Raw genomic sequence first — 12,618 nt, 5'->3', positions numbered from 1 at the left:
TGCCCGACCGAAACCGGGCAGTGAAAATTACTCTTTCAGGTCCACTTGCCAGAACAGGTGTTTGCCGAAGGGATCAATTTCATAGCCCGTGACCTCTTTACGGACTGGCTCAAAAATCGTCGAGTGGGCAATCATTACCGCCGGCATTTGATCGTGCATCATCTGCTGCGCCTGCTTGTACAGCGCCACGCGTTTATCGCGATCGGTTATCGATTTAGCTTCGGCAATCAGGTTATCAAACGGCTTATAGCACCATTTGGCCGAGTTCGACCCGCCGTTGGCGGACGTACAGGTAAACAGCGGGCCGAAGAAGTTATCTGGATCCCCCGTCGCCGTTGTCCAGCCCATCAGCGCAGCCTGATGCTCCCCGCCCTTCACGCGCTTCAGGTATTCGCCCCATTCGTAGGTCACGATTTTGGTCTGCACGCCAACTTTCGCCCAGTCCGCCTGGATCATCTCCGCCATACGCTTCGCGTTCGGGTTATACGGCCGTTGCACGGGCATGGCCCACAGATCGATGCTTACGCCGTTGGCAAACCCCGCCTCCTTTAACAGCGCTTTCGCTTTTTCTGGATCGTAATCGTAGTCTTTCAGCTCGCTGTCGGCACTCCAGACGCCAGGCGGCAGCAGGTTTTTTGCCGCCGTGCCGGTGCCGTGGAAGACCGCCTCAATGATGGCCGGTTTGTTAATCGCCATCGCCAGCGCCTGGCGCACTTTTACGTTATCCAGCGGCGGCTTTTGCGTGTTAAACGCCAGGAAACCGGTATTCAGACCGGCCTTGCTCATCAGGTTTATGTCTTTGTTAGCCTTCATACGCGGCAGGTCCGCCGGGTTCGGGAACGGCATCACCTGACACTCATTCTTATCGACTTTGGCAAAACGTACCGAGGCGTCCGGCGTGATGGTGAACACCAGACGATCCAGCTTCGATTTTCCCTGCCAGTAGTCAGGGAAAGCGGTAAAGAGGATGCGGGAATCCTTCTGATATTGCGACAGCTTAAACGGCCCGGTGCCAATCGGCTGCATATCGACCTTTTCTGGCGTGCCCGCTTTCAGCATGGCATCGGCGTACTCTGCCGACAGAATGGAGGCAAAGTACCACGCCAGGTCAGCGACAAACGGCGCTTCCGGATGCGCCAGGGTGAAGCGCACGGTGCGATCGTCAACTTTATCAATGGCGGTAATCAGGCTGCCGAACTCCAGACTTTCGAAGTTGGAATAACTGCCGTTGGAGACGTTATGGTAGGGATGATTGACATCCTTCTGGCGCATAAACGAGAAAATCACGTCGTCCGCGTTGAAGTCGCGCGTCGGCGTGAACAGCTTATTACTGTGGAATTTCACCCCTTTGCGCAGGTGGAAGGTGTAGACCTTGCCATCCTCGCTTACCTCCCAGCTTTCCGCCAGGCTCGGTACCAGTTCGGTAGTGCCCGGTTTGAAATCGACCAGACGGTTATAAACCGGTACGGCGCTGGCGTCCACGCTGGTCCCCGACGTATAGAGCTGAGGATTGAAATTTTCCGGCGATCCTTCGGAGCAATACACCAGCGTTTTTGCCGCGACGGTGGAACTGACCGTCAGTGCAGCAAGCGCCAGCGTTATCATTGTGAATGTGCTTTTCATCATTTATTCCTGTCTTTTTAATTCGACGGCTAATTACTTCTTTTGCCATTTCATAAATAACATTAAAGTGATGGCGCAAACACATGAAAAATAAATACAGAAGGAAACACTATGGGCTCGGAACTCTCCAGACAATTAACCCAACGCTTTTTCCGCTATCTCGCCATCACCAGCCAGAGCGACCCGAAAGTCAAAACCCTGCCCTCCACCCCGGGCCAGCACGACATGGCGCGGGAGCTGGCGAAGGAGCTGGAAACGCTGGGGTTAGACGATATTGTGATTGATGAGTTCGCCACCGTTACCGCCGTGAAAAAAGGTAATGTTCCCGGCGCGCCGCGTATTGGTTTTATTACCCATATCGACACCGTCGACGTCGGTTTATCCCCGGATATTCATCCACAAATATTAACCTTTACGGGGGATGATCTCTGTCTGAATAAAGAGAAAGATATTTGGCTGCGCGTAAAAGAGCACCCGGAAATTCTGGCTTATCATGATGAGGAGATTATTTTCAGCGACGGAACCAGCGTATTAGGCGCAGATAATAAAGCGGCCGTCACCGTGGTCATGACGGTGCTGGAAAACCTCACCGCTGAGCACAACCATGGCGATATTGTGGTGGCGTTTGTGCCCGATGAAGAGATTGGCCTGTGCGGCGCGAAAGCGCTGGATTTAAAGCGCTTCGACGTCGATTTTGCCTGGACCATCGACTGCTGCGAGCTGGGCGAAATTGTTTACGAGAACTTTAACGCGGCGGCGGCTGAAATTCGCTTTACCGGCGTCACGGCGCACCCGATGTCCGCCAAAGGGGTGCTGGTCAATCCGCTGCTGATGGCAACAGATTTCATCAGCCATTTCGATCGCCAGCAAACCCCGGAATGCACCGAGGGGCGCGAAGGTTATATCTGGTTTAACGGCATCCAGGCCGGGCAAAACGAAGCGGTGCTGAAAGCCAACATTCGTGATTTTGACAAAGATGGTTTCGCCGCCCGCAAGCAGCACATTGCCGATGTGGCGGCGCAAATAGCCGCGCAGCATCCCACGGCAAACGTGGAGTATCGCATTGAAGATACCTACAGCAATATCAGCAATGCGATTGGCGAAGACCGCCGCGCGATCGACCTGATGTTCGAGGCAATGGAGTCGCTCGGCATCACCCCAAAACCGATCCCCATGCGCGGTGGCACGGACGGGGCGGCCCTGTCAGCTAAAGGCTTGCTCACCCCGAACTTCTTCACCGGCGCCCATAACTTCCACTCGAAGTTTGAGTTTTTACCGCTGTCGTCGTTCGAGGCCTCCTGTCGCACTGCCCTGCAACTCTGTCTGCTGGCCGCGCGTTAAGCGGGCTTGCGTGCGAGCATGGTGGCGAAGCGCAGCTTGATACGGTTCCCGTTGGCATCGGTACGGTGGAGTTCCCCTACCTCTTCGTTGTACTTGATCAGCTCCCAGCCTTCGTAGTAGTTGCTCAGTTCACCGGGTTTGAAGGCAAACGGGAAGCCGACGGTGCACGGAAATTCCACCGTATCCATGGCGGCAACGATCAGGTTATAGCCGCCTGGTCTGGTGCAACGCTGCATATTGGCGATAAGACCAGGGATGGTATTCGCTTCGAGGAACATCAACACGACGGTGGAAAGAATAAAGTCGTATTCGCCGTCAAAGGTCAGGTTGTTCAGATCCTTAATCGCCGTTTGCAGATTCGCGATCCCTTCCGCCGCCTTAATGCGCTCAATGTTATCGATGCTCATCGGGTTTTTATCCCACGCCGTCACGTCATGGCCATTGGCAGCGAGGTAGAGGCTGTTACGGCCATTTCCGCAACCGAGATCGAGCGTTTTTCCCGGCTTAACAATGTCCGCGCTGAGCAGCACCTCTGAGTGCGTGCGGGTCAGCCCATATTTCTCAGTAAAGTAGTTTTCATCGACAGTCATTATTTTTCCTCAGATTGCATAAGCAGTGCCTTATCAGCGCGCACCAGAAGTTTGCCCTGCATCAGCAAGATAAAAGTACGGACCAGCAGCATCGCGATGATGACGTTGGTGAAAATAAACAGGGGAACAGCGAGGGCATGAAAGAACCCTGACGGACTGCTCTGCCCAAGATGTAAACCGGTGGTCGCCAGCGCCGACACCCCGAACGAGAAGCTCCAGAACGACGCGTTGAACGGCTGCGACAGATACCACGGCATCAGACGCAGCATAAACAGGAGTTGCAACAGGCCATAGCCGAAAAGCATTTTGGCGAAGGTGTCCGCTTCGCCGCCGTTGACGCTAAACCAGGCGCTACAGGCCACCAGGGCAGGCGCAAGCTGGATCCCGAGCGAGGTACGAAGGGCAGCGGGCAGCTCGCCCGCGCTGCGCAGGCGTTGCAAAATGACTGGCTCCAGGCTCAGCCAGGAAAAGACCCCGGCACCAAGGAACACCAGCCCCGCGTCGTGGAAGCCTAGCGCACCGCAGGCCATCGCGCTGATAAAATTGTTCGCTACCGTCGGCAGATACAGTCCCGGCGTCGTGGCTTCTTCCGGATGCTTGCCGCGCCACAGCCCGGCGCTTTGCCAGGCGGCATACGCAAGCTGGATCACCACGCCCACGCTAAACAACCCCAGCGCCAGCGGGCGATACCACGGCACAAAGCCGATGGCCACCAGCAGCGTTGTGGCAGGAAACAGGCTGACAAAACTGCTCATTACCGGATGCCGCATCTCGGCCAGCACGCTATGTGGAAACCGTACCGCACGGGTAAGAAACGCCACGCCTAGAAGGAACCAGATCGCCACCGCCAGCGCCACCAGGATCTCGCCCGGCCAGCGCGTCACCGGCCAGATGGTGCCGGCGTAACGCCAGGCGAACCCCATGCCTATGGTCCCGAGGACCATACCGAAATACCCGGCGGGCAAGTTAAGAAAGCGTTGGTTTTGGTTATGCATTTTTTTTAAACTTTAAAATGTATTTTAAATGCCATTTTAAGGGGTTTCCTGAGCGGACGCCAGCACTTCGAAAAACCAAAACTTTGCTACGTTTATTGAAAGGCTTTTCAGGGATAACACGATGACAAAATATCGGCTTAGCAATGAAACGCGTCTCTGGCGCTGGCAGGACGGATCAACACCGTGCACAACGCCTCTCAGACAAATTATTGCCGTGAAGGATTTTAACGATGTGACCAGCGGGACTAAAGGCGGTTGGGTTGAGGATGAACACGCGCTCGCCCAGGACGGGGATTGCTGGGTTTACGATGAAAACAGCGTGGTGTTTGCCGGGGCCAGGATATCCGCTAACGCCCGCCTCACCCAACCCTGCATCGTAAGCCACCGCGCACACGTTGGCGGCAACGGCTGGCTTGACGCGGCTGAGGTGAGTCACGGCGCGGTAATTAGTGACAACGTCACCATTCAGCACTCCACCGTACGCGGGGAATGTCGTATCGCGGGTGACGCGCGGGTGCTGCATAACAGCCTGGTGATTGCAGCCAAAGGGCTGACACCCGACCGTCAGCAGATCCTGCAAATTTATGACCGAGCCACGGTCAGCCAGTCGCGTATTGTGCATCAGGCGCAAATCTACGGCGATGCCATGGTGACCTGGGCCTTTGTTGAGCACCGTGCCGAGGTGTTCGATCGCGCCATTCTTGAGGGCAACGCGCTGAATAACGTCTGGGTGTGCGACTGCGCCAAAGTGTACGGCAACGCCCGTCTGCTGGCCGGTCTGGAGGATGATGCCATCCCGACCGTGCGGTACAGTTCACAGGTCGCGGAAAACGCCCTCGTTGAAGGCAACTGCGTCATTAAACACCACGTATTAATAGGCGGCGAGGCGTGGTTACGCGGCGGGCCAATCCTGATTGATGACAAAGTGGTTATTCAGGGGCGGGCGCGTATCAGCGGCGATGTCCTGATTGAGCATCAGGTGGAAATAACGGACGATGCGGTTATCGAGGCGCTGGAGGGTGAAAGCATTCACGTCCGGGGAGCCAAAGTGATCAACGGCGACACGCGGATCACCCGGACGCCGCTGCTGGGGGCGCTATAGCGGGAAGATTCTGGCGTAGAGGTTCACGTCATCGTAACGCCCGTTGAGCATCTCCGCTTCCCGCAAACAACCTTCCAGCGTGAAACCGTTGCGCTGCGCCACACTGTTACTGCACTGGTTATCCACGCGACACTTGATCACAAAACGGCGGATCTCGCCGCGCTCAACGTAATAGCGCATAAACGTCTGTAGCGCCTGAGAAAGAATACCCTGCCCCTGATGCGCCTCGTCAAGCCAGTAGCCAATGTACCCGGTTTTATTCGCAGGCTCGATCGCGTTGAAGGACAGCACGCCCACCAGCTCGTCCTTCATGAAAATCAGGAACATTTTGGCGTAACCGCGCTGGTGCAACATCTGATTGCTCTGCACGTTGCGGCGCGTGTCCTCTTCGCTGCCGACATGCTGCGCCCAGTCGAAGGCGGTTTGCAGCCAGGTTTTGTTTTTGATTACGAGGTTATGCAGATCGGTGGTATAGCGCTCTTCGACGGCGCGAAGCTCGATTTCCTGGTTAACGGGAATGATTTCTGAAGACATAGTGCCTCTTAATTGCCGGGTGGCGCTAACGCTTACCCGGCCTACAAATGCGTCCAGAGCAGGCCGGGTAAGGCGAAGCCGCCACCCGGCACAAACCCATAAGGACTAGCGCATGATCCGGTCGTCAACGTAGTTACGTTTGTCCGGCGCGGGCGGGAAGTACTGGTACAGCCAGGTCTCGCTGATGGCATCGCCCTGACAGCGCAGGAACAGGCGCATATCCACCGGCTCGGTGGAGTCAGAGGTTGGATACCAGTCAAACAGAATGCGATACCCGTCGAACGGTTCGACATAGAGGATCTCCACCTGCTTCGCTTCACCGCTGGACAGGGTAATCACCGGCTCAATGCCCTTCGGTGCGGCGGCCTTCAGATCGCCCCCGACGAAGTCAATGGCAAAGCGACGGGCCCACACTTTCGGGTAATTTTCACCCGGCGCCCAGCCCTCCGGGAAGCCGCCCATACCGGTACGGGTAGCGTAGACGTTTGCCAGCGGGGAACGCACCGGCGGCTGCGCGCTCCAGTAGAGACGGTATTTGAAGTCCAGCTCATCACCCGCCTGCACCGGTTTCTCCGGCTGCCAGAAGCAGACCACGTTATCGAGCGTCTCGCCGGTTGTCGGGATCTCCATCAGGGCGATGGATCCTTTCCCCCAGTTGTTGCGCGGCTCGACCCACAGGCTTGGTCGCTTGTTATACCAGCCCATGACGTCCTGGTAATGGGAGAAGTCACGGTCAAGCTGTAACAAACCAAAGCCTTTCGGGTTTTTATCCAGGTAGGCGTTGAATTGCAGCTTTTGCGGGTTGTTCAGCGGTCGGCAGATCCACTCCCCGTTACCGCGCCACATCGCCAGGCGGTCTGAATCATGGATCTGCGGATGTATGGTGTCGCACATGCGGCGTTCGTTGTTGCCGCAGCTGAACATGCTGGTCATTGGTGCGATGCCGAGCTGCTTGATGTCTTTGCGCGCATAGAGATGGTTTTCGACGTCCATGATCACCTGACTCTTCTCACAGTGGATCACAAACTTATAGGCACCGGTAATGCTCGGGCTGTCCAGCAGCGCATAGACGGTAAAGGTGGTATCACCCGGCTTAACGGTTTCAAACCAGAAGGAGGTGAAATCCGGGAACTCTTCCGGGGTGTCGGTAAAGGTATCCACCGCCAGCCCGCGCGCGGAAAGGCCGTACTGGTAGGTATCATCCACTGCGCGGAAGTAGCTCGCGCCCAGGAACGAAACGATATCGCGTCGCGCCAGTTCCGGCGCTTTAAAGACGCGGAATCCGGCGAAGCCGAGGTCACTCTGCCCTTCAAGCTGTTTGGTATCCACGCCCGTATCGCCATAGCTGAACAGCTCAGGCCGGAAGTGGATCTCACGCGCCTGAGAGGTGGTTTGATCCAGCGAGAACATGCGCACGCGGCGGCGGAATCCCATCCCCATATGGAAGAACTGGGCGTCCAGCTGACGGCCTTCAATGTTATTCCACAGCGACTGCTTCTCATCGTAACGGATGGCGTTGTACGCCTGCGGCGTCATGGTGGCCAGCGTTTCCGGCAGCGGACGCGGCGCACCGCCCCACGGGGTTTTCGCCAGATCGTGCGCCATGGATTGCAGAACAGAGAAGTCAAAGCGACGGCTCTGACCGTCGGCAATGTCGGAGTCAGCAGCATACGCCGCCTGGGAAAACAGAGAAGCAAGGCCAGAAGTGCCGCTCAGGGCAGCCATTGCCAGGGAACCTTTGAGAAAACGTCTGCGATTCATGCCTGAGAAAACGTCCTTATGGTCGTGTGAATGAGTTTCGCGCGCAGCGAAATGACGGCAAGAAAGAACGCACAGCCTAAACAAAAACGGTTAAGAATCCAATTGTTGGCGGGTGATTATCTGAACAAACCGAGAAATATTTTCTGTCGACCAGAACGGCCTGAAAAAGGGGTAAAGTTATGTATAAAAATGTCCCGGCTGGACATCGACAGCCGGGACCAACGAGGCGGTTATTTTACGCTGACATCGATACCCGGGAAGTACTTATCAGCCAGTTTAGCGATCGTGCCGTCGGCACGTACTTTATCAATTGCGGCATCAAGCTGCTTTTTGGTGGCCTCATCCCCCTTACGCAGCCCAAAGCCGATCCCACTGCCGAGGATGGTGTCGTCGGACACCGGTTTGCCGATAAAGCCAAACCCTTTACCCTGCGGCTTACTGAGGAAACCTGCCTGCCCGGCCGCTGACATGACCAGCGAGGCATCGATGCGGCCATTCAGCAGATCTCCCCAGGCCATATTCTGATCTTTATAAGACACCACGGTGACACCGTGCTTTTCCCAGTGCTCTTTGGCGTAAGTTTCCTGAATTGAACCCTGGAGAACGCCGATGGTTTTGCCCTTCAGCCCTTCGGGGGTAGCCTCTACCGCAGAACCGGCTTTGCCCACCAGCTGGGAGGGAATGCGATAGATGGGCTGGGTGAAATCAATGCTTTTGCGACGCTGTTCGGTGATGTTCATCGCCGAGTTTATGGCGTCGAACTTTTTCGCCACCAGACCGGGGATCAGCGCATCAAACGAGGTTTCAACCCAGCTGCACTTCAGCGCGGCGGCTTTACAGATGGCATTTCCCAGCTCTACGTCAAACCCTTCCAGCTCCCCTGACGCATTGCGGCTTTCAAACGGCGGATATTCCGCTTCCAGCCCGTATCGCAACTCGGTAGCGGCAAACGACGAGAATGAACACAACAGTCCCATGCCGACAACTAACGCGCGTAATTTCATCTCAAATTCCTTAACGTGGTGTAACCCGACAAAGGGCCTGGGCACCTGCCCGTAACGTCGCCTCATCTTTCGCAAAAGAGAGACGGATTAACTTATTGTCCGTGCCATCGGCATAAAACGCCGACAGCGGAATGGTGGCAACCCCGTACTCGACAATCAGCCTTTTCACCATCTCGCTGTCGCGCTCGTCGCTAAAGCCGCTGTAATCCGCCAGCAGGAAGAACGAACCGGCACTTGGTAGCAGCCTGAACGGTGAGTCGGCGAGCAAACTTTGCAGCAGATCGCGCTTGCGCTGATAAAACGCCGCCAGCGACAGCCAGGTTTGCGGATCGGTCATGTGTTCGGCAAACGCGTACTGCATCGGCGTATCGGCCGAGAACATTAAAAATTGATGGACTTTACATATCTCATCCATCAGTTCCGCGGGTGCCACACAATAACCCACGCGCCAGCCGGTGACGTGATAGGTTTTTCCGAAAGAAGAAATAATCACGCTGCGCTCCGCCAGCTGCGGGTGCGTCGCCATTCCGTGGTGCGGTTCGCCATCAAAAACGACGTGCTCGTACACTTCGTCAGACAAAATGATGATGTCGGTGTGGCGCGTCAGCGCTGCCAGCTGGTGCAGATCGGCGGCTGAAAACACCTGTCCGCTCGGGTTGTGCGGCGTATTGACGATGATCATCCGCGTGCGTGGGGTTATAGCCGCCCGTACTTCATCCCAGTTCACGGCAAAATACGGTACCGTCAGTTTAATGGCAATCGGCGTCGCTCCTTGCAGACGGACAATCGGCGCATAGCTGTCAAAGGAGGGCTCGAAATAGATCACCTCGTCTCCAGGATGAACCAGCCCGCTGATGGCTGAGTAAAGCCCTTCGCTGGCGCTGGCGGTCACCAGCACCTCACTCGCCGGGTCATAGTGTGTGCCATAGAGCGTGGCAATTTTGTCCGCGATGCGCTCTCTGAGCGGTTGCAGACCGGTCATGGAGGCGTACTGGTTATACCCTGCCTCCATGGCGCGGGTCACGCCGGAGATAAGTTTTGGGTCGCAGGAAAAATTCGGCGCACCCTGAGAAAGGTTGATGGCGTTATGCCGGGCTGAAAGCTGGCCGATAACGGTAAAAATGGTGGTTCCCACATCGGGCAATTTGGATCGTGTCTGCACCGGCGTTTTCAAAGTCATCCTCTGTCCCTTCTCGTGGTGAATGCATAACTATTCAAACAACAACTTCATTGTCGGGACAATCGAATTGTTGTCATAATAGCCATGACAAAAATGCATAGCTAAGGTGAGATATGTCGCGTCGTTCATTTCCGCTTAATGCCGTAGAGACGTTTATCGTGACCGCGCGTCACCTGAATCTTACCCATGCCGCGAAGGAGCTTTGTCTGACGCAGGGGGCGGTAAGCCGTAAAATCGCCTCGCTGGAAAGCTGGTTCGGCTTCCCGCTGTTCGAGCGCCATGCGCGCGGCCTGCGTCTCTCCTCACAGGGAAGCGCCCTGCTGCCGGAGCTGCAATCTGCCTTTGAGCACCTGCTGAACGTTGCTGAACAGGCGCGAACGCACCAGACCGTAATTCGGCTGAAAGCGCCGACCTGCGCGATGCGCTGGCTGGTGCCGCGTCTGCTACAGGTGGAGCGCGAACAGCCGGAACTCCAGATTGCGCTGACCACCACCACCGATCATAACGTCAATTTCAAAACCGAATCCTGTGACGCGGCGATTGTGTTTGGGACGCACATGAGCGCCGGCGATCTGCTGTTCGAAGAGGCCTTAACCCCGGTGATGAGCCCGCTACGGGCCGGCTCTGCGCTGGAAGCACTCACCTTCCTTCACCCCACGCGGGACAAAACGGACTGGACGCTGTGGCTAGCGAAACAGCCGGGTCCGCCGCCAGCTATGCTCAAAAATCAACACTTCGAAACCATGGATCTCGCCATTACCGCCGCCATTCAGGGACTGGGCATCGCCATCGCGGATGAAACGCTGGTGGAGGAGGACGTGCGCGCCGGACGGCTGATGCGCCCTTTTGACACGAGCATAAAAACGGGGGCGAGCTACCGGCTGGTATTACGCGACGCACCCGGCCCTGAAAACGGGCTGGATGCGTTTCGCGCCTGTCTGCTCAGTCGAGGCTGACGTGGTGTTTCATCACCCGTTTGAAGAGGCTCATACGGGCACGCATGAAGCGGTTTTCAAGCCGAAAACCTGCATGTTTATTCACACCAATACGTAACAGCACGTCCCGCCCTTTCCGGCAGGCGGGCCAGCGCGTGGGCCCTGCCAGGCTATCGCGTGCCCCCGCATCCCGGGCGAAGCTCACCCAGTAGTCCGCCACCTGAGCGGCAAAGGCCAGATCGCGTTCATTCACATACTGCCGCGAAGGTTCCACCTGTCCAAGGGTATCGAAGACGTAGGGCACTTCGTTGCCGTGCCAGGCGCCGTTGATGTACGTCGCGTGCTCCGCTTCGGCCACATAATCAAACCAGTATCGCCAGCACATGCCGCCCGCCCGCTGCTGGGCCTGCATTACCACGTATCCCATGGTGGTAAAGGCCATGTCGCGGCATACCTGCCTGCCAAGTTCCTCATCGCCCTTCACGCCAGGATAAAGCAGCTTAATTAGCCCCAGGCCAAAGCGCCGCTCACGGCGAAGCTTCTGGATCTGGCCGGCCAGATCGACCCCGAATACCGACATCACGCTGGCTTCGTCGCTGTTCGACCCAATCATCACCGGTACAGGATGCTGGCGGGCCGCGAAGAAAACGTCGAGCATGGCCTCAGGCAAAACGCAATCCCCCACGATGGGCGCAGGGGCGATATTCAACGGCGAGGTCAGCGGCCAGAACGCCTCAGGCGGGATCGCGCGAAGCTGTTCCGCGGTAGCATTGTGCAGGCCGAAATGGGCGGCAATCGCTTCGCCTTTATGCATGGCCTGCTCGCGCGGGGTGTCGGGCAGCGTGTACCCGCTTTGCACAATGGCTTTATGGAACAGTCCTCCTGCAAGCGGGGAAGCCATCAGCGACAGCACGCTGCGCGCACCGGCCGACTCGCCAAATACGGTGATGTTCTCAGGATCGCCGCCGAACGCGGCAATGTTATCGCGCACCCATTCCAGGGCCTGGATCTGATCGAGCAGTGCGAAGTTATGCACCACGCGCTCTTCCTCCCCCTCCAGCGCCGGATGAGCAAAAAAGCCGAGGTGGCCGAGACGGTAATTGATCGTCACCACCACCGTGCCACGCTTCGCCAGCGCCCTGCCGTTATACGGAGGCAGCCCGCCAGCGCCGAGGGTAAATCCTCCGCCGTGCAGCCAGACCATCACCGGAAGCGGATCGGCGCGTGCCACTGGCGACCAGACGTTAAGGTACAGGCAGTCTTCAGAGAACTGGCCGGGATCGCCGCCGCCCAGTTCCTGGCAGCTTTCGCTGCTCTGCCAGCTGGAGGCGGAGAACGCCGTCGCCGGACGCACGCCATCCCAGCGTGCAGGGGGACGCGGGGAGCGCCAGCGCCACGGGCCAACAGGGGGTGCCGCATAGGGAATGCCACACCACACATGGGTATCGCCTTCAGTAAAACCAATCAGTGCGCCCTGGCGCGTTTCAACCACAGGGGCGGAGGGATTTTCCATACCAACCTTCTTTTTCCATCACACCCTTGCAGAGTAACGG

The 12,618-nt window shown here is 57.0% G+C and carries 11 protein-coding genes; 3 read left to right on the top strand and 8 right to left on the bottom strand.

Features of this window, described 5'->3' with window-relative positions:
* Positions 1-27: 27 nt before the first annotated feature.
* Positions 28-1,623 (bottom strand): ABC transporter substrate-binding protein, encoded by a 1,596-nt coding sequence (locus ACOTZD_RS13945; RefSeq protein ID WP_023324637.1) that lies wholly within the window; start codon positions 1,621-1,623, stop codon positions 28-30.
* Between the two features lie 111 nt (positions 1,624-1,734).
* On the opposite strand from ACOTZD_RS13945, the gene pepT reads away from it, so the two are divergent.
* Entirely contained in the window at positions 1,735-2,964 is a 1,230-nt protein-coding gene (pepT, locus tag ACOTZD_RS13940) for a peptidase T (RefSeq protein WP_174402327.1), read from the top strand.
* Here pepT and tehB read toward each other — a convergent pair.
* Together tehB and tehA are read right to left on the bottom strand one after the other, a co-directional pair.
* Positions 2,961-3,554 carry a tellurite resistance methyltransferase TehB gene (tehB, locus tag ACOTZD_RS13935; RefSeq protein WP_174402326.1) on the bottom strand — a complete coding sequence of 198 codons (594 nt, stop codon included), beginning with the start codon at positions 3,552-3,554 and terminating at the stop codon, positions 2,961-2,963. The two genes, pepT and tehB, sit on opposite strands and share 4 nt — an antisense overlap.
* Positions 3,554-4,549, bottom strand: coding sequence for a dicarboxylate transporter/tellurite-resistance protein TehA (gene tehA / locus ACOTZD_RS13930; protein ID WP_045896793.1), 996 nt, complete (start codon positions 4,547-4,549; stop codon positions 3,554-3,556). The genes tehB and tehA overlap by 1 nt, the downstream gene beginning before the upstream one ends.
* Positions 4,550-4,670: 121 nt before the next feature.
* Here tehA and ydcK point away from each other — a divergent pair, with 121 nt between their 5' ends.
* Positions 4,671-5,651, top strand: a complete 981-nt coding sequence (ydcK, locus tag ACOTZD_RS13925; RefSeq protein ID WP_022651177.1) for a YdcK family protein — start codon at positions 4,671-4,673, stop codon at positions 5,649-5,651.
* Here ydcK and rimL read toward each other — a convergent pair.
* The 4 genes from rimL to ACOTZD_RS13905 all read right to left on the bottom strand — a co-directional run bounded on the left by rimL (position 5,646) and on the right by ACOTZD_RS13905 (position 10,130).
* Positions 5,646-6,185 (bottom strand): 50S ribosomal protein L7/L12-serine acetyltransferase, encoded by a 540-nt coding sequence (gene rimL / locus ACOTZD_RS13920; protein ID WP_022651176.1) that lies wholly within the window; start codon positions 6,183-6,185, stop codon positions 5,646-5,648. The two genes, ydcK and rimL, sit on opposite strands and share 6 nt — an antisense overlap.
* A gap of 105 nt (positions 6,186-6,290) precedes the next feature.
* Complete coding sequence (locus ACOTZD_RS13915; protein WP_032609161.1) at positions 6,291-7,946, bottom strand: glucan biosynthesis protein D; 1,656 nt, start codon at positions 7,944-7,946, stop codon at positions 6,291-6,293.
* A 230-nt stretch (positions 7,947-8,176) separates the two neighbouring features.
* A complete protein-coding gene (locus tag ACOTZD_RS13910) occupies positions 8,177-8,950 on the bottom strand; it encodes an ABC transporter substrate-binding protein (protein ID WP_003857237.1) in 774 nt (257 codons plus the stop codon).
* Between the two features lie 10 nt (positions 8,951-8,960).
* Complete coding sequence (locus tag ACOTZD_RS13905) at positions 8,961-10,130, bottom strand: pyridoxal phosphate-dependent aminotransferase (RefSeq protein WP_003857239.1); 1,170 nt, start codon at positions 10,128-10,130, stop codon at positions 8,961-8,963.
* A 113-nt stretch (positions 10,131-10,243) separates the two neighbouring features.
* On the opposite strand from ACOTZD_RS13905, the gene ACOTZD_RS13900 reads away from it, so the two are divergent.
* Positions 10,244-11,086, top strand: a complete 843-nt coding sequence (locus ACOTZD_RS13900; protein ID WP_022651173.1) for a LysR family transcriptional regulator — start codon at positions 10,244-10,246, stop codon at positions 11,084-11,086.
* On the opposite strand, the gene ACOTZD_RS13895 is transcribed toward ACOTZD_RS13900, so the two are convergent.
* The gene (locus ACOTZD_RS13895; protein WP_174402325.1) at positions 11,073-12,578 is read right to left on the bottom strand and encodes a carboxylesterase/lipase family protein; all 1,506 of its coding nucleotides are present in this window, start codon (positions 12,576-12,578) and stop codon (positions 11,073-11,075) included. The genes ACOTZD_RS13900 and ACOTZD_RS13895 overlap by 14 nt on opposite strands.
* Positions 12,579-12,618 lie beyond the last annotated feature (40 nt).

The organism is Enterobacter cloacae complex sp. SHL022 (assembly GCF_049237785.1).
Taxonomy (GTDB): domain Bacteria; phylum Pseudomonadota; class Gammaproteobacteria; order Enterobacterales; family Enterobacteriaceae; genus Enterobacter; species Enterobacter hormaechei_C.
This window is presented reverse-complemented; position numbering and strand designations above follow the sequence as displayed.

Coding starts and splice junctions, on each gene's coding strand:
- ACOTZD_RS13945 (WP_023324637.1), bottom strand. CDS start 1,623: ATGAAAAGCACATTCACAATGATAACGCTGGCGCTTGCTGCACTGACG.
- pepT (WP_174402327.1), top strand. CDS start 1,735: ATGGGCTCGGAACTCTCCAGACAATTAACCCAACGCTTTTTCCGCTAT.
- tehB (WP_174402326.1), bottom strand. CDS start 3,554: ATGACTGTCGATGAAAACTACTTTACTGAGAAATATGGGCTGACCCGC.
- tehA (WP_045896793.1), bottom strand. CDS start 4,549: ATGCATAACCAAAACCAACGCTTTCTTAACTTGCCCGCCGGGTATTTC.
- ydcK (WP_022651177.1), top strand. CDS start 4,671: ATGACAAAATATCGGCTTAGCAATGAAACGCGTCTCTGGCGCTGGCAG.
- rimL (WP_022651176.1), bottom strand. CDS start 6,185: ATGTCTTCAGAAATCATTCCCGTTAACCAGGAAATCGAGCTTCGCGCC.
- ACOTZD_RS13915 (WP_032609161.1), bottom strand. CDS start 7,946: ATGAATCGCAGACGTTTTCTCAAAGGTTCCCTGGCAATGGCTGCCCTG.
- ACOTZD_RS13910 (WP_003857237.1), bottom strand. CDS start 8,950: ATGAAATTACGCGCGTTAGTTGTCGGCATGGGACTGTTGTGTTCATTC.
- ACOTZD_RS13905 (WP_003857239.1), bottom strand. CDS start 10,130: ATGACTTTGAAAACGCCGGTGCAGACACGATCCAAATTGCCCGATGTG.
- ACOTZD_RS13900 (WP_022651173.1), top strand. CDS start 10,244: ATGTCGCGTCGTTCATTTCCGCTTAATGCCGTAGAGACGTTTATCGTG.
- ACOTZD_RS13895 (WP_174402325.1), bottom strand. CDS start 12,578: ATGGAAAATCCCTCCGCCCCTGTGGTTGAAACGCGCCAGGGCGCACTG.